General features: G+C 68.5%; 15 protein-coding genes. 8 read left to right on the top strand and 7 right to left on the bottom strand.

Annotated features, from left to right (window positions below):
• Positions 1-59 precede the first annotated feature (59 nt).
• The 3 genes from HPO96_RS09400 to hrpB are packed head-to-tail and all read right to left on the bottom strand — an operon-like array spanning position 60 to position 7915.
• Positions 60-2318, bottom strand: coding sequence for a hypothetical protein (locus HPO96_RS09400; protein WP_171672962.1), 2259 nt, complete (start codon positions 2316-2318; stop codon positions 60-62).
• A gap of 4 nt (positions 2319-2322) precedes the next feature.
• Positions 2323-5382: a hypothetical protein gene (locus HPO96_RS09395; protein ID WP_171672961.1), complete on the bottom strand. Its 3060-nt coding sequence runs from the start codon at positions 5380-5382 to the stop codon at positions 2323-2325.
• Between the two features lie 55 nt (positions 5383-5437).
• Complete coding sequence (hrpB, locus tag HPO96_RS09390; protein WP_337796566.1) at positions 5438-7915, bottom strand: ATP-dependent helicase HrpB; 2478 nt, start codon at positions 7913-7915, stop codon at positions 5438-5440.
• A gap of 117 nt (positions 7916-8032) precedes the next feature.
• Between hrpB and HPO96_RS09385 the strand changes: the two genes are divergently transcribed.
• Positions 8033-8527: a SigE family RNA polymerase sigma factor gene (locus tag HPO96_RS09385; protein ID WP_171672960.1), complete on the top strand. Its 495-nt coding sequence runs from the start codon at positions 8033-8035 to the stop codon at positions 8525-8527.
• Positions 8524-9408 carry a hypothetical protein gene (locus tag HPO96_RS09380; RefSeq protein WP_171672959.1) on the top strand — a complete coding sequence of 295 codons (885 nt, stop codon included), beginning with the start codon at positions 8524-8526 and terminating at the stop codon, positions 9406-9408. The genes HPO96_RS09385 and HPO96_RS09380 overlap by 4 nt, the downstream gene beginning before the upstream one ends.
• 5 nt (positions 9409-9413) lie before the next feature.
• Here the strand turns inward: HPO96_RS09380 and HPO96_RS09375 are convergent, their stop codons facing one another.
• On the bottom strand, positions 9414-10982 hold the full coding sequence (locus HPO96_RS09375; protein ID WP_171672958.1) for a cellulose binding domain-containing protein: 1569 nt from the start codon (positions 10980-10982) through the stop codon (positions 9414-9416).
• A 224-nt stretch (positions 10983-11206) separates the two neighbouring features.
• Here HPO96_RS09375 and HPO96_RS38995 point away from each other — a divergent pair, with 224 nt between their 5' ends.
• Entirely contained in the window at positions 11207-15106 is a 3900-nt protein-coding gene (locus tag HPO96_RS38995; RefSeq protein WP_171672957.1) for a discoidin domain-containing protein, read from the top strand.
• On the opposite strand, the gene HPO96_RS09365 is transcribed toward HPO96_RS38995, so the two are convergent.
• Both HPO96_RS09365 and HPO96_RS09360 read right to left on the bottom strand, forming a co-directional pair.
• Complete coding sequence (locus HPO96_RS09365) at positions 15096-16661, bottom strand: glycoside hydrolase family 32 protein (protein WP_171672956.1); 1566 nt, start codon at positions 16659-16661, stop codon at positions 15096-15098. The genes HPO96_RS38995 and HPO96_RS09365 overlap by 11 nt on opposite strands.
• Positions 16661-17446 carry a class I SAM-dependent methyltransferase gene (locus HPO96_RS09360; protein ID WP_202885771.1) on the bottom strand — a complete coding sequence of 262 codons (786 nt, stop codon included), beginning with the start codon at positions 17444-17446 and terminating at the stop codon, positions 16661-16663. Before HPO96_RS09360 ends, HPO96_RS09365 begins: the two co-directional genes overlap by 1 nt.
• Before the next feature lie 139 nt (positions 17447-17585).
• Here HPO96_RS09360 and HPO96_RS09355 point away from each other — a divergent pair, with 139 nt between their 5' ends.
• Positions 17586-18200 (top strand): SRPBCC domain-containing protein, encoded by a 615-nt coding sequence (locus tag HPO96_RS09355; protein WP_202885770.1) that lies wholly within the window; start codon positions 17586-17588, stop codon positions 18198-18200.
• Positions 18197-18688 carry an SRPBCC family protein gene (locus tag HPO96_RS09350; protein ID WP_171672954.1) on the top strand — a complete coding sequence of 164 codons (492 nt, stop codon included), beginning with the start codon at positions 18197-18199 and terminating at the stop codon, positions 18686-18688. The genes HPO96_RS09355 and HPO96_RS09350 overlap by 4 nt, the downstream gene beginning before the upstream one ends.
• Positions 18689-18736: 48 nt before the next feature.
• Here HPO96_RS09350 and HPO96_RS09345 read toward each other — a convergent pair whose 3' ends face one another.
• The gene (locus tag HPO96_RS09345; RefSeq protein ID WP_171672953.1) at positions 18737-19309 is read right to left on the bottom strand and encodes a helix-turn-helix transcriptional regulator; all 573 of its coding nucleotides are present in this window, start codon (positions 19307-19309) and stop codon (positions 18737-18739) included.
• A 74-nt stretch (positions 19310-19383) separates the two neighbouring features.
• Here HPO96_RS09345 and HPO96_RS09340 point away from each other — a divergent pair, with 74 nt between their 5' ends.
• From HPO96_RS09340 to HPO96_RS09330, 3 genes are all read left to right on the top strand, one after another.
• Positions 19384-20949 (top strand): MFS transporter, encoded by a 1566-nt coding sequence (locus tag HPO96_RS09340; RefSeq protein WP_171672952.1) that lies wholly within the window; start codon positions 19384-19386, stop codon positions 20947-20949.
• A 651-nt stretch (positions 20950-21600) separates the two neighbouring features.
• A complete protein-coding gene (locus HPO96_RS09335) occupies positions 21601-22398 on the top strand; it encodes a GntR family transcriptional regulator (protein ID WP_171672951.1) in 798 nt (265 codons plus the stop codon).
• Entirely contained in the window at positions 22395-22868 is a 474-nt protein-coding gene (locus HPO96_RS09330; RefSeq protein WP_171672950.1) for an HIT family protein, read from the top strand. Before HPO96_RS09335 ends, HPO96_RS09330 begins: the two co-directional genes overlap by 4 nt.
• Positions 22869-22965: the final 97 nt, after the last annotated feature.

The raw sequence follows: 22965 nt of genomic DNA, 5'->3' as shown, positions 1-22965 counted from the left end.
AATCGATTAACAGGTTCAATTTTAACCACCTCCCGCCATCCCCGTCCACTCCTGACCCGTCACGGGTAGCGGTACTTCGACAGCGCGCCCTCCAGACGCCGGTAACGCTCCTCCAGGTCGGCGCGCTTGGACTGCGACGGCTTCTGTTGTTCGGGTGCCGGCCGGAGCGAGCGCTCGACCAGCCGGGCGAGCTCGGGCAGGTCCCTGAACCGCGGAATCTGTTGTGCGGGCGCGAACATCGCCAGGGCCCGGCGTTCCCAGCCGCCGTTCGCGGGTGGGAAGCGGATGAAGTGGTGCAGGACCTCGTCCCACGCCAGGCGGCGGTCGGTCTTCGGTACGGCGACCTGCTCCAGCAGGATCGTGCAGACCGCGGACGACGCGACGCTCGCCAGCACCCGCGCGTCGTCGAAGAACGGCACCGAGGTCAGCGTGTCCTTCGACATCAGCGAGTGTGAGCCGACGATCTCGCTGAACGCGCCGTTGTCGGATTCGGCTCCGAACACCGAGCCCGCGTTCTGATCCAGCGCAGCCGACTTCGCCGTCCCTTCGTTGAGCAGCTTCTGCAGATCCGCGACCGCGAACTGCATCAGAAAACCGCCCGCTCCCGGTGCCTCGGTAGGGAGTTGCTCGGCCTTGCGATCGATCGCAAACGCGGCCAGCAGCGCGGCGCGGCCCTTGTCGTTCAGCCGGCCGCTGTCGGCCAGGAAGCGGACGAAGTGGTCGTAGTTGCTCTCCGTCCGGCCGTCGCGCTGCAGCCGCGGCTCGAGCGCGGCAGCGTGCCGTTCGAGTTGCAGGTCGAGTTCGGTCGCCTCGATCGTGCGCTTCGGCGGCGTCGCGCCGGGCTGCAACGGCCAATGCTCGGGCGCGACGTTCGCCGCCAGGCGCTGCCGCTCATCCGCACTCAGCAGCGTGAGGACGAGTGGAATCGACTCGCGCAGCTTCGGTGTCGCGGCCGCCGCGGCGATCGGCCCGGCGAGCGGCCCCAGAGCTTGCAGGTTGTACTGCGCGAGCGTGTCCTCGGCCCAGGGCGGTACGCCGCCCGGCTCCCCAGTCAGCTTGTGTTCGAGATTCTCCAGCGCGTGCAGCAAGGTGTGCGCGGTGTCCTGAGCCGACGGGAACGCCGGATAGGCATGCCGCAGGCCCGGCGTGGACATCCTGGTTCTACTCAGGACGCCGGCGCTCTGCGTCTTGTCGCCCGCGTCGTACGCCGGGTAGCGCAATCGCCGGAAGAGCTTACGTTTCAGCCGAATCAGCTCATCGGGCTGGGCCGCGACGAACTCGGGCCGGCGCTTCGCGATATCGTTCACGAACCGCTGCAAGAACGCTTCGTCGCTCTCGCCGTCGACCTGCGCCGGCCGATAGCCGCGCAACTCCAGCAGCTCGACGACGTTCGAGTGGAAGAACCAGTCCTCGACGCCGTGCAGCAGCTTGCCGGCCCGAACCAGCAGCCGTTGCCGCCCGGCCCGATCCTCGCGTTTCAGCTCCCACCACTCGTCCTCGATCTCAGCCAGCCCCTCGGCCAGATAAGTGACGTAGTGAGCGTCCACCGCGTTCATCACGCCGACCTCGCCGTCGGCCAGGTTCGCCTGCCGCCGGCTCGGTTGGTACAGCTTGTTCGCAGGCCGTTTGCTCGCGTCCCACACGTACGGCGGCTGGTCGGTGTGCTCATGTGGGTAGTACTGCGTGAAGAAGTCGCCGTACAGCTCTTCGACGCGGTGCGCGGGGATCGGGGCGAGCGATCCCCAGGCGCCGTCGAGCCGCTTCGGGACGTCCTGCGCGAACAGCAGGTGGGTCGTCCCCTCGATGAACAGCCGGAAGAACTCGCCCAGATGTCCGTAGTGCTTGAGATCGTCCCGGGCCGCGCCGGGCGTGCGCTCGATCGGCGTCCCGAGCAGGGCGTCGATCCAGTTGTCGGCGCCGCTCAGGTCGGCGTACGTGTCCGACGGCAGGACGGCGAGGATGCCGCCGATCGCGGCCAGACCGGCGCCGGAGCCCTCGATGACATCGGCCGCCGTCCCCGAGGTCAGCGTCTTCAGGTACTGCGAGGCCGCCAGCGCGGCGCCCGCGCCGAGCGCCGACAGGCCGCGCAGCAGCTGGGTCTTGTCCTGCACCTTCGGGATCACGAACTCCCGCCAGATCCGTTGTTTGGCGAAGATGTACGTCACCGGGTCGCGGAACTGCGAGACGTCGGTGAGGTAGTTGCCGAGCTCGAGGTAGGTCAGGTCGTCGGCGGTCAGCTTGGCGTTGTCGAGGACGGCGACCGGGACGGTCTGCCTGGTGAACAGGAAGATGTCCCGGTGCCTGGAGATGTCGCCCATCAGCTCACGCCTCGACCCACTCGCCGTTCTCGTCCTGCGCCCAGACCGGCAGCGCGTCGTCGGCGCGCAGCTTGACCAGGCTGGTCGGGACGCGAACGGTCCACGGCTCCCCCTGCGGCACTTCGGCGCCCGGCCGATCGAGCCGCTCGGCCAGCTCGTCCGCGATCGGCAGGTAGAGCGGGCTGGAGATGGTGGGCAGCGGGCCGCCGTTCCAGATCTCCCCGAAGGTGAGGAAGTGGTCGACCGCGCCCTCGAATCCCGGCCGGACCGGCACCGTCGTCCGGCAGTAACCGGCCTGCAGGAAGTCCACGAACGCCGGGTCCGGGTCGTCGTAGCCGAGCCGTTCGTCCCACTGGTCCTTGCTGCCCCAGAAGTACGGGTAGCTGACCCAGGACATGTGCTCCCACTCGAAGGCCTGCTCGAAGAACCGGACGTACGCGCCCTCGGCGGCCGCCTCCTTCACATCGATCTGCGGCAGCCCGTTGCCGGCCGACGTGACGACGGCGTCGAACAGGTCGAAGTGCTGATCGGTCAGGATGCTCAGGCAGTTCTTCTGCAGCTCCCGGCGAATCGTGACCTGGTTCGCCACCGGGTTGCGGCCGCGGATCGCGACGCCGGCCTGCAGTTTCAGCTGGGCCAGCTTCTCCTCGTAGCCGGCGACCTGGGCCTTGTGCGCGGCCAGCAGTTTGGCGTGGGTCTCGAGCCGCCATTTCTCCATCGCCCGGTCGGTCCGCTGGCACTTCACCTCGATCGCGATCGCGACCTGCGACGCGTGCCAGGTGTCGAGCGCGAACGGGATCGAGTCGCGCTCGTCGTCCAGCGTCGTCGTCCACAACCACTGGCTGCCCATCATCCGCTGCGTCCGGCGGCCGAGGACGACGTCCACGCTGGCATCGGTCTCCCAGATGTTCCAGACCCGGCCGACACTGCCGAAGACCGCGCGGTAGCCGTCGTCGATGGTGATCTGGGCGGAGTGGTTGTAGTTGGTCTTGCTGTCCCCGCCGCCGCCCTTGAAGTCGGCGGACTTGGTGCGGAACAGCTCGGGCGGCGGTGCGACGTCCGTGGCGCCGCACACCTTCACCCAGTAGGCGTAGTTGCTCTCGCTGAGTTGTGCGGGGGTAAGTGTGAAGTCCGGCGGCTTGGTCAGCGTGAGCGCGCTGTTGCGGGCCTGGTTCATGGCGGCCACCAGGAACGCCGCAGGCTCGGGGATCATGAAGTCGAACATCATCCGCAGGCCGTAGTTGTACATCTGCGCCCGGTAGACCTTGTTGACCCACTGGTACACGCCGGAGATGTGCCCGGACCCGGTCGTGTTGTCGAGTGCGTGCACGTTCTTCTCGATCGTCTCGGTCAGGGTCCGCACCGTCGTCCGCTGCAGCACCCGCTCGGAGATCTTGCGCGACGTCCGTTCGGTGACGTCCTGGGAGAACGTCGTCGCGGACTTCGTTGCCTCCGCCTTCGACCGGCTGAACGATCCCTCGGCGCTGGCCGCGAACTCGACCGTCGGGCCGTAGCTGCCCGAGATCGTCAGGCCGGCCTTGAGCGCGACATCCTCCTTGATCGTCTCACTCGCCTCCCGGCTCATCTCGAACCGGTCGGTCGACTCGAGCTCGTGCTCCTCCGCCGTGCTGGTCTCGGTCTCGACGAAGGTGATCGTCTCGCTCTCCTCGCGCCGGGTGTGCTCCCGCGATTTCAGTTCACCCTTGAGCACGTTCTCGATATGCGCGACATCGACGGCCTCGTAGCCGACCAGCTGCTGTTTCACCAGCAGCAGGTCGGCGATCCCAGCCGGCGCGACGGTCCCCTTCGTCTCCGGCACGCTGCCGGACATCGGGATGTACGGGACGCCGAGGAAACCGCCGGTGCCCAGTGCGCCCCAGCCGGTGGTGAGCGGCGTCTTCACCGAGATCAGCGCATCGCCGAACCGGACGAACGAGTGCTTCTCCGGATGGCCCGCGACGACCTCCAACTGGTCGACCGTCGTGGCCAGGTCGGCCTGGAGCCGCTGGGTGACCTTGTCGAGCGGCGTCGTCCCGAGGTCGATCCCGCGTTGTTTGAGGACGGTCTGCGTCTTCTGGGACAACCGATCGGTGACTCCGGCCTTCAGCACGAACCCGACCTCGGCCAAGGCGACCGGTGTGAACGCCGCGCGCACCGGCAGCACCACATCGGGCGCCTGAACGAGCGTTTGCGCGAGTTCGGCGTACGGCGAGCTGAGCTGGAGCGCCTCGGCGCGCTCTTCGTCCTCGCGGCGCGGCACACCCTTGATGTGCTGCTCGCGGAGGATCGCGGTGTAGCTGGCCGCGCTGCTGATCGCGTGCGTCAGCACCGTGACGTCGGGCGCTCTGGTCGCATCACTGGCCACGAGTTCGGTGGCGCGGAAGTGGACGGACTCGACGCCGGCCAGTTCGGTGATCGCATTCCGCAGAACGTCGTGCTCGGCCAGCAACGCGTCGACGCGCTTGCGGCGTTCGTCGAGCAGCTTCTGCCGCTGCGCCTCCAGCTCCGTGCGCGCATCCCGCGTGGACAGCCGGGACTTCAGCTCCAGCTCCACCGGCAGTTCGAGCGAACGACGGCGGCGGCGTCCGGCATCTCCCGTGGGCTGACCGGCAGCGACATCCGCGATCAGCTCGGCGGTCCGCAACTGGCGGGTCAAGCGTTCGATCGGCAGACCGTGCAGCTGTTGCAGGACCTTGATCGCGATCAGGCTGTCGCGCAGCCGGCGAACCGTCTCCTGATAGTCGGCACCGCCGACCACATCTCCCGCGGGACTGCCGAACACCTCCTCGACCGCGCTGGCCACCTCCGACCACGGCACCTCCCCGGCCGCCTCGAGAGCGTCAACGCTGTCGGCAAGTTCTTCGAGCCCGCCGCCGAGCGGAGTGTCCAGCACCCCGGCAACGAACTCGGGGGACGCCGCGTACTCGGCCGACGCGGCTTCGATCCCCGGCCGGCCGCCGCCGGAAACCACGGCGGCCCGCAAGGCATCTTGATACCCGGACTCCTGCCCGAGCCCGATCGACGGTTGCTCCGGCGCCTGCTCGATCGCAGGACGCAGGAGCATCAAACGGAACAGATTCTCCATAGCTGTCGGAGACCGTGAGGTCCGCGGTAATACATCAGCTGCGGGGTTTCACCCGTTTGGTCGGAGTGGCGGTGAGCGGGTCTTCGGGCCAGGGGTGGCGCGGGTAGCGGGCTCGGAGATCTGCTCGGACCTGGGGATAGCCCTGGCGCCAGAAGGAGGTCAGGTCGCTGGTGATGGCGACTGGGCGGCGGGCGGGTGAGAGGAGGTGCAGGACGACGGGGACGCGGCTGTCGGCGACGGTCGGGGTGCTCGTCCAGCCGAAGATCTCTTGAAGTTTGACGGCGAGGATCGGGGGCTCGAGGCCTTGATAGGTCAGGCGGACGCTGGAGCCGGACGGGACCTGGAGGCGCTCGGGAGCCAGCTCGTCGAAGTGGGCCGCGGCCGGCCAGGGCAGGAGGCGGCGGAGGGCGGCGGTGAGGTCGAGCTGGTTCAGATCGCGGGCCGTGCCGAGGTCGGGCCCCAGCCATTGATCGAGGGAATCCAGCAGCGTGTTGTCGTCGACTGCGGGCCACGGATCGCCCAGGTGGGCGTGGCAGAAGGCGAGCCGCTCACGCAGTGCGCGAGCCGCGTCGGACCAGCGCAGGATGGAAAGACCGCTGCGCCGAATGCCATCCCGGATCGCGGCCTGGACGAGCAGGGGGTCGGGGTTGGGCAGTGGGGCGTCGTTGAGGACGATGGCGCCCAGCGATTCGACGCGGCGGGTGCTGATGCGCCCGTTCTCCCAGCGGATCTGGTCGGTGGTCGAGACCAGGTCACCGGCGAGGTCGCGGGCGGTGGCTTCGTCGATCGGGGCCGCGGAGCGGATCCGGGCGTCGGCTCGGCCGGGGGCCCGGACCGCGACGGCGATCGCGAGCCACGGCGACGTCCGCAACGGCGACTGCGGGTCGAGCGCGGCGCCGGTGCCGCCGGACATCTGGTACGTCGTCGAGTCGGCCGCCCGGGCGCGGGCGATCCGGTCCGGGTACGCGAGCCCGACGACGATGCCGGCGGCGAGATCGTCCGGGACGTGATCGGCCCGATCGAACGGCGTACCGCGGCCGAGGCGCTTGGTCTCCTCACGCCAGCGGGCAGTGGCGCCGCGGTCCGTGCCGCGCCGGAGGGCTCGCCAGCGGGCCGGCAGGTCGTCGCCGAAGTCGCGACCGGCGTCGTCCGAGAGCATGGCGACGATCTCGCGGGCCCGGTCGGCGCCGACCCGCGGCGTGCCGTCGAGCAGCGCGCGGGCCAACCGCGGGTGTGCGCCGACCGCGGCCATCCGGCGTCCGCGCTCGGTGATCCGGCCGGCGTCGTCCAGGGCGTCGAGGCGATGCAGTAGCTCGGTGGCCGCGGTCATCGCGACGGCCGGTGGCGCGTCGAGCAAGGCCAGCCCGGCGCCGGACGGCGCGCCCCAGGCCGCGAGGTCGAGGGCGAATCCGGCCAGGTCGGCGATCGCGATCTCCGGCGCCGGATGGTCGTCGAGGTGTGCATGGTCGGTCGCGGACCAGCAGCGGTAGACCCGGCCCGGAGCCTCACGACCGGCCCGGCCCGCGCGCTGATCGGCGGACGACTTCGAGACCCGGCAGGTGACCAGCGCGCCGAGGCCGCGGGACTGGTCGGTGCGCGGCTCCCGCGCCAGCCCCGAGTCGACCACGACCCGGACGCCGGGCACGGTCAGCGAGCTCTCCGCGACCGACGTCGTCACCACGATCCGGCGCGGGCCGGACGCGGTCAGCGCGCGATCCTGCTCGGCTCTGGACTGCCGGCCGAACAACGGCAGCACGTTCTGACCGGCCAACCGGCGCGTCACGCCGTTGATCTCGGCCTCCCCCGGCACGAACACGAGGATGTCGCCCTCGTTCTCGGTCAGCGCCCGCTCGACGACGGCCGCGACGTGATCGAGAAGCCGCGGGTCGACCCGTCCCCCGGGGAGCAGCGGCACCGGGACCGGCGGCGGCGTCCACTCGACGGCGACGTCGAACAACGCGGCCGACGCGGTGATCACCTCGGCGTCCAGAACCCGGCTCAGTTTGACCGTGTCCGGCGTCGCCGAGGTCGCGACGAGCGCCAGGTCGGCGCGCAGGTTCGCCCGGATATCGATGCCGAAGGCAAGGAGCAGATCGGCGTCCAGATGCCGTTCGTGACACTCGTCGATCACGATCGCGGCCACGCCCGGCAGCTCCGGGTCCTGCTGCAGCCGCCGAACGAGCAAGCCGGTCGTCACCACCTCGACGCGGAGGCCGCTGCCGCCGCTGCGTTCGCCGCGCATCGCATACCCGATCCGCTGCCCGAGCGGCTCGCCAACGAGGGTTGCAAGCCGGGCCGCGGCCGCGCGGGTCGCCATCCGGCGCGGCTCGGCGACGAGGATCGTGCCGTCGAGCGCGTCGGCGAGGGCCAGCGGCAGCAGGGACGTCTTCCCCGATCCGGGCGGCGCGACCAGCACCGCCGCACCGCGCGAACGCACCGCGTCGACCGTGGCGGGCAGCACCGCGCGGACCGGCAGCTCCGCGCCCGGCGTCGACGAATCAGGTAACAACACCCCCTGACGCTAACCGACGTGCCGGGGTGGGGGTTCACAAATCCGTCTGACGAACCGTGCAACCAACTAAACGCCCGTAGGCGTGTCTAACCCGGTATCAAGGATCGGGGAGGACAGATGAGTTCACGGGACGCCGCGTTCGAGGCGTACTTCGCGGCGCGTTCCGATGCCATGCGCGGCACGGCGTACCTGCTGTGCGGCGACTGGCATCGCGCCGAGGATCTGGTGCAACAGACGTTCACGAAGCTCTACCTGGCCTGGAATCGGATCCAGCGGCACGAGTCGATGGACAACTACACCCGCCAGACGCTGGTGCGGACGTTCTTGTCCGAGCGGCGGCGGGGCTGGTTCCGGTTCGAATCGGTCGGCGCCTCGCCGTCCGATCGGCCGGCTCCCGCGTCCGGGCTCGCGGACGAGCGGATGATCCTGCAGGAAGCGCTCCTGCAGGTTCCGCCGCGCCAGCGCGCCGTGCTGGTCCTGCGGTACTGGGAGGACGCGTCCGTCGAGCAGACGGCCGCGCTCCTCGACTGCTCGGTCGGAAATGTCAAGAGTCAGGCTTCCCGCGGCCTTCAGACGCTGCGCGGCCTGCTGCACGAGGAGAAGGTTCGATGACCGAAGAGGAACTCAACCGCGGACTGCGGGACGTCATGGAGCGTACGACCCCACCACCGTCGATGGATTCGTCGAGCGCTCTGAAGCGGGGCCGTACAGCTCGCCGCCGGCGTCGGCTGACCTGGTCGGGGATCGCCGTCGTACCGCTGGTTGCCGGGATCGCCTTGGCGCCCCAGCTGCTGGGGAGTCGCGACCCCGGTGGACAGGTGGGCGACCTGGTCGCGGCCGGCGGGACGCCGTCGCCCCATCCGTCGAGCGAGACGTCCGAGCCGGCGGCGTCCACCGCGCCGTCGAAGGCGCCGTCCGCCCGCAAGAGCGGCGACCCGTGGCCAGAGGGACAGACCGACCGGACGGCGTCCGCCGGGCCGCGCGTGGTCCGGGTGACGAAGCTGCTGGAAGACCTGAGCTCTGCGGTTCCGGAGCGTTTCACGGCCCCTGATCTGAAGGACTCCGACGGCGAGCCGCTGCGGAACCCGCAGGCGCAGTACGCTTCCAGCGACGGCGAACCCGACTACTGGGAGTACGCCGCTACGATCCCGGTCGAGCACGACGGCAAGGTCGGCCAGCTCAGAGTGCAGTCCACTACGCCCAACGGCAAGGGCGCGATCGAGCCGTGCAAGCTGGCCAAGCAGTTCTGGGGCGGCAGCGGCAGCTGCAAGGTCGTGGATGCCGGCGGCAAGAAGGTCGGCGTGGTGACCACCAAGGGCGGTGGCGACTTCGACCAGTGGGCCAGCTACCGGCACGACGACGGGACGGTCGTCATCCTCGCGCAGTCCAGGAAGTTCGAGCGGCAGAGCAAGCCGCCGCTGACGCAACCGATCTTCACCAGCGCGCAGCTGGCCGAACTGGTCACGTCAGCGACGTTCAAGCTCAGCGAGTAGTCCGATCAGCCGGTGTACCCGGCGAAGATCTTGCTGAACTCGTAAGGCGCCTGCGGCACATTGGTGCAGTTCACCAGGGTTCCGTTACAGGCATCGCGATCCCGGGTCATCTCCCAGAACGAGAGCATCCCGAGATGCTTGCCGCGGGCAAAGTTCACCAGCTGGGCGGAGTGCGCCTGGCTGAACGTCCCGCCGTCGTCGTTGCGCCCGAGCATCGGCGTGACGCCGATCTTGAGCCAGGCCTGGGCATCGGTGAGGGCCGGCCAGAGCGACTTGATCTGGCCGAAGGTGCTCTGCGCGGCCTGGACGGCGAAGTCGCCGTAGTTGCCCGCGGCCCGGTTGTAGTCCATCGCCATGATGTTCACGACATCGAGGGCGATGCCGTGGTCGCGCGCCGATTTCAGGACGGCGAACCCGTTCGCGTCCAGGCCCTCCGGCAGCACCGGCAGCGTCAGCGAGATCTTCAGCGCGGGCCGGTTGCGCTGCAGGATCGACAACGCCTGGGAGCGGCGGGCGATCGACACCGGATCCGCCACTGCTCCACCCTCGATGTCCAGGTCGAGGTAGCGCAACTGGTACGCGTCGACGACCGCCTGATACTCCGCGGCGGTCGCCTCCGCCGACGGACAGACCTGTGCCAGTTCGCTACCGGCCGCACCGCCGAAGGAGATCTTGACGTCACCGCCACGGGCCCGGATCGCGTCGATCTGGTCCTTGCCCCACGCCGTCCGCGGATCGTAGGCGCCGAACCAGCTCGCCTTGCAGCCACCAGAGCCGGTGATGAAGCCGAGCGTGAACGAGCGCAGGTTGCCGGCGCTCGCCATCGCAGTCAGCGACGGCGTCGGCCAGGCGCCCATGTCGACGTACGGCGCCACCGGCAGCAGCGACCCGGCCGGACCGGAGACGGTCGTCGCGGTGACCGCGTTGCCGGCCGGCGACGAGTTACCCGCCGCGTCCCGCGCGCGAACCGTGAACGTGTACGTCGTTCCCGGGGTCAGACCGCCGACCGTCCCGGTGGTGGCGTCGGTGGTGATCAGTTGCGTGCTGCCGGAGTAGACGTCGTAGGCAACGACGCCGATGTTGTCAGTCGATGCGTTCCAGGCCAGCGACACCGTGCTCGTACTCGTCCCCGTCACCCGCAGATTGCCGGGCGCAGTCGGTGCGCTGGTGTCTCCCGCTCCCCCTTCACACAGACCGCCGTTGACCCGGCAGTTGGCCGGCCGCGCCGGGCCGCGCGCGATGAAGCCGAACGTCGCGGTCTGACCAGCGGCCAGCGGAGCATTCCAGCTCGCGTTCGCCGCGACGACGCGATTCCCGGTGCGGGTGACGACGGCGTCCCACGAGCTGGTGAGGTTCGTCCCGGCGGCAAGATCGAACTCGACCCGCCAACTGCTGATGGTGGCCGGCGTCCCGTTGGTGACGGTGTAGGCGGCCTGGAAGTTGCCGTCCCACTCGCCGACCAAGGAGTACGTCGCAGTCACGGAACCCGCCGCCGTCGCCGGCGGCGCGAGCGGGACCAGCAAGGCGAGGAGGGCGAGAACGGCAAGCAGTACACGTGATCTGGGGCGGATCATGGGTGCCTCCGGGCAACTGTTCAGATATTAAAAAGCAAGTTTCTATAAATAGTCTTTCCAGTCAAGAGCTCAAGGACTTGCGATGAATGCGGGCCGAGGTCTTGCGGGGCACGGGAGGGCGGTCTAGCCTCGCTGACCATCCATTAAGAAAGTTTCCTAACAGTCCACTATGACGCACGGGAAAGCGCTTCCCTCCCCCGCCCCAATCGCAGGAGGCCCTTGTAATGGCGTTCACCGACTATCGAAGGCGACTGGCCGCGGCCGGTGCGTTCGCGCTGCTCAGCGGGTTGCTCACCAGCGTGACCGTGGCCGGTCCGGCACAGGCCGCGCCCAGTGCCGCGACTGCCGTTCCGGATCTGACGAGTGCCAATCGGCGAGCGCCTGTCGCCGGCCTGCCGGATTGGAGCAAAGCGGGGTATCGGGGCGGCGCGGCGCTGCCCGGTCCGGCCGATATCAATCCCGACGCGAACTGCCAGGTGACGGCGGCCGAACTGGCCTCGCAGTACGGCGTCCGCGCGGACGGCAGCGACGCAACGAGTGGGCTACAGGCGGCGATCGATGCGATCCGGACGCAGTGCACGCCGTCCGCCGGGTACACCAAGCTGTCGCAGATCACCTTGCCGGAAGGGCGGATCACGGTCACCCGGCAGCTCGGGCTCGACGCCAGCTACCTGCTGATCAAGGGCGCCGGCCAGGGCCGGACGACGCTGGTCTTCCGGCCCGACGTCAACACCCGGTACGACAAGCTCACGCCGGACGGCAGCGACTGGGACAAGGACGCCATGACCCACGGCGCCGGGACGAGTGGGTGGATCTGGCCCGGCCGCGGCCTGTTCCGCGTCCAGAGCCGCGAGGTGGCACCCAGGTACGCCGCGGACTACGCGTCGGCGCCGGCGAACCGGAAGGACCTGTTCGAGGGCAGCGTCAACCAGCACTGGGCCGGCGGCGTCCCGTTGCGGGAGGGGTCAGCCATCGGCACGACCCAGCTCAAGCTGGCGGCGAACGCCAACATGGCGCTCTTCAAGGCCGGCAACTACCTCTGGGTCGGTGCGGCGAACACGGCGAAGTTCTACCAGCAGCAGACCGTCACCGACGCGACGAAGTACCAGAACCTGCACATGCGGCAGCAGATCTTCCAGATCAGCGCGGTCGACACCGCCGGGCGGAACCTGACGATCGACAAACCGCTCGAGTACGACGTACCGCTGAACTCCACGGCGGATGGCTCGGCCGCCATCGGCGGGACGGTGTACCCGAGCCGGGTGACGCCGCTGAAGCCGATCCTCGGCGTCGGCATCGAGGATCTGAGCATCACCCAGGACATGACCGGGATGCCGAAACTGGCCGGCGGCACGTACAACCTGAACAAGGCCGACGCCGTCCACAACTACGGCAACATGGCGCCGGAGTACGAGATGCACGGCATCGTGCTGAAGTGGGCCGTGAACAGCTGGATCCGCCGCGTCGGCACCGACATGACCGGGTCGCACCCGATCGTCACCGAGAGCGCGAAGAACATCCAGGTCCAGGAATCGCAGCTCGACGGCGCCTGGAACAAGGGCAAGGGCGGTAACGGCTACCTGCGCGGCTCCCGGGTCTGGGACTCGCTGTACGCCTACAACACCACCCGGAACCTGCGGCACTTCACCTTCCAGTGGTCGGCGTCGAACAACGTGGCCATTGGCAACGACTTCGACTCGGACCTGAACGTGCACGGCGGCTGGGAGCGGCGCAACCTGTTCGAGAACAACACCGTCCGGATCCCGTTCGAGCACGCGTCGAAGAACTGCCGGAGCAACTGCGGCGACGAGGGCGGCGGGGGCCCGGACGACTCGACCTGGTGGCCGATCTGGTGGGCCGCGGGGCCGAAGGCGATCAAGTGGTCCGGATCCAGCGGACCGCAGAACGTCGTCTACAACAACGCGCTCAGCAAGCAGACCACCGAGAACGGCACGTACCAGAGCTACTACCCGGACCGGCAGCGCGTCTACCAGTTCGGCAGCAGCTCGGCCGACGCGACGAAGTTCCAGCACCTCGCGGTGAACGGCGCAACCATCCCGGACTGGGCCAGCCGGGAGACCGCCGACTACACCGCGCCGAACGGCGGCGTGAACGCAACGCGAACCGATGCCTCCGGCTCGCTCTTCCTCCGGAACCCGGGCGGCGGCGGCAGCGACGACACCACCGCGCCGAGCACGCCGAGCAACCTGCGCTCCACCTCGACGACGTCGAGCAGCGTGGCGCTGGCGTGGAACGCGGCAACCGACAACGTCGGCGTGACCGGGTACGACGTACTCCGCAACGGGACCGTGGTCGGCAGCAGCACCGGGACAACCTATGCCGACACCGGGTTGGCCGGAGCGACGACGTACAGCTATACCGTTCGGGCGAAGGATGCCGCAGGCAACCAGTCGACGGTGAGCAACGCGGCCGCCGCCACGACTCAGTCGGGCGGAGGGACGGCGGAGACCTTGCTGTCCCGGGGCAAGCCGGCGACGGCGTCGTCCGTCGAGGGCGCCGGTTTCGAGGCTGGGCTGGCCGTCGACGCGAGCGCGACGACGCGGTGGGCATCGCGGGAGGGCACCGATCCGGAGTGGATCCAGGTCGACCTCGGCTCGGCCGCGAGCCTGACCCGGGTGAAGCTGAACTGGGAGGCGGCGTACGGGAAGGCGTACCAGGTCCAGCTCTCGTCGAACGGGACGTCGTGGACCAATGCCTTCTCGACAACCACTGGCGACGGCGGCGTCGATGAGATCCCGGTGAGCGGGACGGCCCGGTACGTCCGGATCAACGGCACCGCGCGTGGGACGGCGTACGGGTACTCGCTGTTCGACTTCGAGGTTTGGGGAACGAGCGGCAGCGGCGGTGACACCACCGCGCCGAGCGTGCCGGGCGGGCTGCGCAGCACCGGTACGACGGCGTCCAGCGCGACCCTCGCCTGGAATGCGTCGACCGACAACGTCGGCGTCACCGGCTACGTGGTTCATCGCAACGGCGAGGCGGTGGCGACGGTCACCGGGACGAACCACACCGACAGCGGGCTGAGCGCGTCGACGAGCTACTCGTACGCCGTCCGCGCGCACGATGCTGCCGGCAACCAATCGGGGCCGAGCTCAGCACTCAACGTGACCACCTCCTCCGGTGGCGGCGGTTCTACTGTTGATGTTTCGACGGCTGCGCAGTTGCAGGCGGCGCTGGCCAATGCGCAGCCGGGGCAGACCATTCGGCTCGCGGCCGGGCAGTACCGCGGCGCGTTTCTCACGCAGCGGGCCGGCACCGCGTCGGCGCCGATCACGCTGACCGGGCCGCGGTCCGCCGTCCTGATCAACGCCGGGCCGACCGGGACGGCGCCGTCCTGCCCGGCGCCGACGTCCGGGTGGGACTCCGGGTACGGGCTGTGGCTGTTCGGAGCGCCGTACTGGAAGCTGACCGGGTTCACGGTGCAGGACTCCAAGAAGGGCATCGTGCTGGACAACTCGCACCACGTGACGATCGACAGCGTGTCGGTCCACCACACCGATGAGGAGGCCGTGCACTTCCGGCGCTCGTCGGCGGACGGCGTCATCAAGAACTCGGTGATCACCGACGCCGGGCTGGTGCAGCAGGGGTACGGCGAGGGCGTCTACATCGGCTCGGCGGGCTCCAACTGGAACTGCCACGGCAACTCCGGCGGGGTCGACAAGTCCGACCGGGTGCAGGTGCTCGACAACCAGCTGGGCCCGAACATCGCGGCCGAGGCCATCGACGTGAAGGAGGGCACGTCGGGCGGCGTCATCCGCGGGAACGCCTTCAACGGCCGCGGGATCTCCGGCGCCAACTCGGCCGACTCCTGGGTCGACGTCAAGGGTTTCGACTACGTCATCGAGAACAACACCGGGACGTTCTCCTCCCCCGGCACGTTCGCGAACGGCTACGAGACGCACAATCCGTCGACGACGCCGTCGTTCCTGAACGGCTGCGGCAACGTCTGGCGGAACAACTCGTCGAACCTGGGCGGCGCCGGCAAGTACGCGATCTTCATCTCGTCGACGTCGAAGTGCAGCGCGGACCCGAACGTCGTCCACGCCTCCAACACCGTCCAGAACGCCCAAACAGGGCTGACGAACGTACCGGTCACGCCGTGACCTGAGACTCCCAGATCGACCTGAGGGTGTGGAGGTCCACCGCCACCTGCACGGCGGCGGTGGACCTCAGCACGATCCCGGCGCCGGTGGGCAGGTAGCAGCGCGAGACGGAGACCTCGCCGTCGTTGGCGAACACCTCGATCGACGTCCGGTCGATCAGGACGCGGAGGGTACGGAGCCGGCCGGACAGCCGTGCGTCGCCGATCTGGCTGCGGGTGAGGTCGATCGGCGTGCCGGAGACGTCGATGGTCAGGGTGACGTCGGCGGGGAGGTCGGTCTCGAGCTCGAGGTCGAGCTCGGCGGGTTCGGTGGTGAGCTGGTGGGCCAGGTCGACCTTGCCGGACCAGTGGGTCGTGCCGGAGCGCAGCGTCGCGAGCTCGGCGATCGGGTTCCGGAACAGGCGGGGGACGCCGTCCATCGGGCGGAGGGTGAGCTCGCAGGGGAAGGTCACCTGCTGGTTGAAGGGCATGTCGGGGTAGACGCCGTCGCGCATCCAGGCAGCCTGGATGCGCCGGCCGTCACCGGTCTCGGTGTTGTTCCAGGTCTGGGTCGCGTAGAAGTTGGCGCCGGAGTCGGAGCGGAGCTGGTCGCTCTCTTCGGTGAACTGCCGGCCGTCGAAGCTGCCGATCGAGTAGCGGCCGTCGCCGCGGACCAGGACCCACTTGCGCGTCCCGTCGGGGAGCGGCAGCTCGAAGAAGTCGGGGCATTCGAAGCTGTTCGGGATGACGTTGCCGGTGTCGGTCCAGTGCAACAGGTCCGTCGAGGTCAGGATGTAGTACTGCTGGTCGCCGTACAGGAACATCACCCAGTGACTGCCGTAGCGGAAGACCTTCGGGTCGCGCTCGGGTTTGACCATGATCGGGTTGCCCGGATAGTGCTGCCAGGTGCGGCCGCGATCGAGGCTGTACGACAGGCATTGGCTCTGGTTGTCGTTCCGGGACCAGAACGCGACCATCGCCGGGTTGGCCGCGTCGTCAGACAGGCCTGAGGTGTTGCCGTAGTCGATGACGACCGAGCCGGACTGGACGCCGATGTCCAGCGCCTCTTCGAAGAACGCGGGCTCCAGCTCCTCCCAGTGCACGAGATCGTTGCTGACGGCATGGATCCAGCACTTGTTCCAGCGCTGCGCGAACAGATGGTATTCGCCCTCGTAACAGACCAGGCCGTTGAGGTCGTTCAGCCAGCCCTCCTGGCGCATCCCCGGGTTCAGCCGCTGCATCGCGAACTGCCTCGCGGTGAAGTGGAACTGCGGCCGGTGGCGCTCCCCGTACGGCGCCGGCCCCCGCACGGGCGGGACCGCCGGATCATCGGTCTGAACGACGTGCGCCACCTGCACATCTCGAACCTGCAGCTGTGCCTTCCGGCCGGCCAGGTCGGTGACGTTCCAGCTACCCGGGACCGGGGTCTCGCTGTCCATCCCGGTCACCGTGCGGACGACGACGCCGTCCACCAGCAGGTTGAGGCAGGTCACGTACTCGTAGTCGCCGCCGGCCACGGCGTACGCGATGAAGTCCCGCTCGATCCGGAACTCCCCTTCCAGCGGCACTTCGGTCATCAGTTCTCCCGGTGGGCGGCCCAGACTCTGCGTTGGGTGTGGAGCACGAGGTCGGTACGACGGAGCAGGCTGTGCGGATGGGCAGTGTCGAGCAGTTGGTCGAGCGCGGTGAGGTCTTCGGCTGAGAGTTCTGCGACAGCTGGGCTGTGGCGCAGGCGCGACAGCACGCCCAGAGCGTAGCGGCCGACGCCCGGCGTCCGGGAGCCCTCGATCTCGACATCGATCGTCACCTCGGCGGCGACGGTGAAACCTGCCTTGCGCAACATCGGTCCCCAGTCCGCCCCACGATGCGGCAGTTGGTCGGCGTGCAGCCGGTCGGCGGCGGCGTGCAACTGTTCCTCCACCGCATCCCCCGGCAGGAACCGTGGCTGCCCAGCCACCTCGACCACCGCGAACAGCCCGTCCGGCGCCAGCAACGCCCGCACCTTCCGCAGCGCGGCGTCCGGGTCAGCCAGGTGGTGCATGGACGCCGAAGCCCACACCAGCTCCGGCGTCCCCAGCTCCGGCCAGACCTCGTCGTCGAGGTCGGCCACCACGGTCCGCACCCCGCCGCCCTTCGCCCGCAATTGCTCCAAATGCGCAGCCGACGCATCCACCGCAGTCACCTGAGCCGCGGGGAATCGCTCCAGCAACGCGAACGTCCCCGCGCCCGTGCCCGCCGCCAGGTCGACAATCTCCCGCGGCTCCTGCTCCACCGGCAGCCAACTGACGATCCCGGCGGTCTGCTCGCGAAGCACCTCCGCATCCAGCTCGAGAATCTCCGCTTGCCCATGCCCATGTGTCATACCGTCAGATTGGACTTGGGATGCGCTTCGGGCATACCGACTTGCGCAATCGGCAAGAGAGTTCCCGGACGCACTGCCGGGGACGCAACGCTCCATATCAGGATTGCTTTATATAAGTGGCCGCGGATACGATCTGCGCGTGAAGGACGTACTGGACGAGCTGGCCGCCACCCGCCGCGCCATGGGCAAGCGCAACCTGCCCGCCGGCGAGGCGTACACCATCGAACTCCGGCGCCGCTACCGCGCGCCGGTCGACGCCGTCTGGGACGCGCTGACCAGCCCCGACCGGCTCCCGCGCTGGCTACAGCCGATCACCGGCGATCTCCACCCCGGCGGCCGGTTCGAACTGGCCAGCGGCGAGTACGGCGACATCCTGCACTGCGATCCACCGCAGTCCCTGAAGGTCTCCTGGCTCTACGGACCGGACGCGCGCCCCGGCAGCAGCGAGGTCGAAGTCCACCTGTCCCCTGGTCCCGCCGACGACACCGACTTCGAACTGATCCACACGGCCACCCTCGACGACCCTCTCCTCCCCACCTACGGCCCTGGCGCCGGCGGCGTCGGTTGGGACCTCGCCCTCCGCAACCTCACCCACCTGTTCGCCGGCACCACCCCACCCGAACCCCACGAGTTCATCCGCCACAGCGCAGCCGCCTGGGGCCGAGCCCACCTGGCCGCCGGCGGCGATCCGCACCACGTAGCAGCCGCAGTCGAGGCCACCACCGCCTTCTACTCCTCCGGAGACGCATCGTGAAATACACCAACTCGATCGAGATCGCCCTCCCCCAGGCGCAGGTGGCCCAACTCCTGGCCGACCCCGCCAAAGTCGCCCACTGGCTCCGCGACATCGTCTTCCACGAGGCGCTCAACGGCCCGTACGGCCAAGTCGGCAGCACGTCGCGCGTCGTCTTCCAATCCGGCAAGCGCCAGATGGAATGCACCGAAACCATCACCCGCCGCGACCCCGCGGACGTCACCGCCATCCCCGCCGGCGCCGTCGTCCACTTCGATCGCGAGATCACCGCCCCCGGCATGACCAGCGTCGTCCGCGACCGCCTGACCGCCCTCACCCCGGAGTCGACCCGCTGGGAGAGCGACAGCGAGTTCCACTTCACCACCCTCCCGATGCGCGCGATGGCCCTCCTCCTCCCCCGCATGTTCCGCAACCAGTCCCAGCAACACCTCGAAGACTTCAAAGCCTTCGCCGAACACGGCACCGACGTCCGCGACCGCACCCGCTGAGCAATCCCGGCCGGGAACCGCGAGGTCGAAACCGGTTCGCGGCGGCCGCTAGTCGACCTGGTCGTCGGTGTCGCGGTGGCCGCGGCGGGCTTGGCGGTCGAAGATGAAGAGGATGTCGCAGGGGCCGCGTTCGGGGGTGATCGCGTGCGGGAGCATGGTGGGGAACTCGGCGGCATGGTTCTTCTCGATGCGGTAGGTGCGGTTGGCCAGGGTGAGGACGGCGGTGCCGGAGAGGACGACGAACCATTCGCGACCGGGGTGGGCGCGGAGTTTGGCGGGGTCCTCGGTGCGGGCGGCGGTGAGGCGGCGGCGCATGATGCTGAAGGAGGGATCGGCTTTCATGGGCCAGGTGAGGGTGCCGGGGCCGTGGGTCATCGGGGTGATGACGACGTCTTCGGCGGCGTTCTCGACGAGCTGGTCGAGGGTGGTGTCGAGGGCACGGGCCAGGGTGACGAGCTGGTCCAGGGCGAGGCGGCGGTGACCGCTTTCGATCCGGCTGAGGGTTGACTGGCTGAGGTGCGCGCGGCCGGCCAACTCCTCCAGGGAGAGGCCCTGGGCGACGCGCAGGGCGCGGATGCGCTTGCGTACGAGGCTGTCCAGTGCGCCATCTTCTTGCGTCATAAGCAAGAGTCTATGCCCTAGGCGCTAGGGATGCCTACCGTCGGAGACAACACCGTCTTCGCCGAGAGGAATCCATGAGTACGACCAACGCCCCGGACGCGCGCCGGCTGCGCAACATCCTGATCGCGGTCTCGATCGCCCTGATGGCCGTGATCGCGTCCGTCACCGGGCTCAACGTCGCCCAGACGCACCTGGCCGTGGAGTTCGCGGCGTCCCAGAACACCGTCCTGTGGATCATCAACGTCTACACGCTCACCCTGGCGGCGCTGTTGCTGCCGCTCGGCGCGATCGGCGACCGGCTGGGCCGCCGCCCGATGCTCACGGCCGGACTGGCGGTCTTCGGCGTCGCGAACGCCGTCGCCGCGTTCGCCCCGAGCGCGGAGGTGATGATCGCGGCCCGGGTCGCGGGTGGGATCGGGGCCGCGATGATCATGCCGATCACCCTCGCCGTCATCACCTCCACCTTCCCTGAAGCGCAACGCGGTAAGGCGATCGGCGTCTGGACCGGCATCGCCGGCGGTGGCGGCATCCTGGGGATGTTCTTGTCCGCGCTCCTCGTCGACGTCGCGGACTGGCGCTGGCTGTTCGCGCTGCCGGTGGTGCTGACCATGGCAGGTCTGGCGACGACGCTCGCCTGGGTGCCGAACTCTCGTGAGCGCGCGACGCACCCCTTCGACACCACCGGCGCGCTGCTGTCGATCGTCAGCGTGACCGGCCTGATCTTCGCGCTGCAAGAAGGCCCCGAACGCGGATGGACATCGCCGGTCGCCCTGATCAGCCTCGGTATCGGGCTCGCCGCCGCGGCCGCCTTCGTCGCCTGGGAGCGCCGCCGCCGCGAAGCCGCCCTACTCGACGTACGGTTGTTCGCCGAGCGCGGCCTGAGCGGCGGCTCGATCACGCTGCTGGTCGTCTTCGGCGTCCAGGCAGGTATCGCGGTCGTCCTGTTCCCCTTCTTCCAGGGCGTTCTCGGCTGGTCGGGCCTGCTCTCCACGGTCGCGATGATGCCGATGGCCATCACGATGATGGTCGCCTCTCCCCTCGCCCCGCAGCTGGCCGCACGCACCGGCGCCCGGCCGACCATGTCCATCGGCATCGCACTGACCGCCGCCGGTCTCGCCCTGATGGCCCTGTTCGTGTCGGTCGACGGCGGCTACCTGTCCATCCTCCCCGGCATGGTTGCCATGGGCATCGGCATGGGCCTCAGCATGACGCCGTCCACCGAAGCCATCACCAGCTCCCTACCACCTGCGAAACAGGGCGTCGCCTCCGCCCTCAACGACATCACCCGCGAGTTCGGCACTGCCCTCGGCGTCGCCCTCCTCGGCGCCCTCGTCTCCGCCGGCTACCGAGCCACCATCGCCGACCGCCTCCACAACCTCCCCGAATCAGCCGCCCGCCCCGCCCGCGAAGGCATCGCCACCGCCCTCGAAACCACCGGCCCCCACGCCCCCCACATCATCGACGCCGCCCGCCACTCCTTCATCACCGGCTGGCAACAAGCCCTCTGGGTAGGCGCAGCCCTCACCACCACCCTCCTCATCTACATAACCCTCCGCGGCCCGAAACCCACCTCACCCACGCCAACAAACCCAACGGCTGACGCGGCAACCCGCAGGGCCGCCCCGGCCGGCGGGACCTGACGAGCGTGCTCATCCTCACGCGCCTTCAAATCAAGGGTGGCTATCGAGGCCGGCCGATTGACGCGACCGCGGGGATGACCCTCGGCATCCAGCGCTTTCCCACCCAAAGGCGGTGAAGAGCAGTGAGGAGTGCCATGGGCAGACCCAGGACTGGGACAACTACCGAACCTACTCGGTCGAGGTGATGATCCGGCTGAAGTTTCGCCACTGACCAGACGGAACCGAGATCGATGAAGTACGGACCGTCGCACCGGCCGGCGGGCCTGGGTGGTCCCAGGATCGGTTGACTGGCGAGGGCGAGTCATTGGGGGCACAGATAACCCCAGATGCCTGCTCACGGTCCGCGAGTCACGATCGTGGGGTTTTCGATGCCGCGACACTTCAGATCATGATGGACGTGTACCTCGGCGTCCTGAGTGCTGCTGCTTGGAACGGCCTACTCGCGCCGGCTAAGAAGTTGGCCGAGCAGGTGCGCGACAAGGACGAGCCGGCCGCTCTCCTCTCCGATTCTGAGCCGGAGAGCCGGGTCAGATGGCTCATCGCGGCGCGGTACGACGTTCAAGAGGACATGTTTCGCTCACGTCCTCCGGCTCGCAGGCAAGGTACGGTTCAGGAAGGTCGCTGGTAGTGCTAGGACCCTAGGGAGGCACCATGGCGAATCGGTCGATGCTGGACCCGACCTCTGATCGCTCGCTAGCCGATCAGTTGGCTGACATCTTACGGACCGCAATTCACTCGGGCTCCCGGTCTCAAGGTAGCCAGCTGCCGAGCGAACGCGAGTTCGAGAATGACTACGGAGTAAGTCGGACTGTCGTTCGAGATGCGCTTGATGCGCTGGTCCTCGAGGGCCTCGTTGTGAAGCGCAAGGGGTTCGGGACGTTCGTTCGCCGGCTACCTCCGGTCCGGCGCGTTTCTTCCCGGAATCGGCACGACCTGCATCGGACAGCAGACAAGCCGGTGTTCGACGTGGAGGCGGCGCTGAATGGGCGCGTCCCATCTCGACAACTCTTGAGCGTGGGCAGAGAGCAGGCGCCGGCCGACGTCGCGCAGTGGCTGGAAATTGAAATTGGCGCGATCGTCGTAGTGCGTCGTCGGCTGCAACTGCTGGACGACAACCCGGCAGTGATCTCCGCGAGTTACTATCCGCTCTGGCTTGCGGAGGGAACGATGCTCGAGTCATCAGATGCATTGAAGCGCGGCCCAGATGCGGAGATCGAGGCACTGGGCCATCCTCCAGCCTGGGGCACAGAAGTCTTCCGCGCGCGGATGCCGAACCCGCAGGAGCGCCGCTTGCTCGCACTGGATGCGGGAGTCCCCGTGGTCCGCATGCTGCACATCGACTACACCGAGACCAACCGCCCACTTCAGGTCGCAGACGACCTCTACGCCGCTGACCAGCACGAGTTCGCCTTTATGTGGACAAGCGAGGAAGGACCAGCGCCGGCATGACGCTTCGGTGGCCCGAGAACTGGGATCGCCTCACATCAGGGGAAGATTGCGACTTCTGCAAGAACATGGGGCATGATCGCAACCGATGGGGAGCGAGGATCTTCCTCGGAAAGTACGTCGATGCCTATCTGCAAAGCGCCGACGTACAGCCTGGATACACACTAGCGATCTGGAAGCAACGCCATATCGTTGAACCAATTGAGCTCGCCGACGAAGAGTCGGCCGGCTATTGGCTGGAAACGATGACGGTCGCACGGGCCCTGATGGCCTACTACCAGCCCCTGAAGATGAACTACGAGACCCTGGGCAACACAAGCCCTCACCTCCACACACACTTACTCCCGAGATACATGGAAGATCCCCGACCCGGTCAGCCGTTTCCACTGCTCGCCCAAAAGGGCCGTGAACCACAGATCCCCGAGGAGCGCTTCCTCATCGAGGTCAACGGACTGCAAGCGATGCTGCTGTGACTAGCCGCCAGTAGCACCACACCATCCCGGCCGCGTGCCCGCCCTTCCGAGCAATCGGAAGGGCGGGCACGCTGCTTTCTGTTGATGACTCTTGGCG

This window comes from Kribbella sandramycini, assembly GCF_013131805.1.
Lineage (GTDB): Bacteria > Actinomycetota > Actinomycetes > Propionibacteriales > Kribbellaceae > Kribbella > Kribbella sandramycini.
This window is presented reverse-complemented; position numbering and strand designations above follow the sequence as displayed.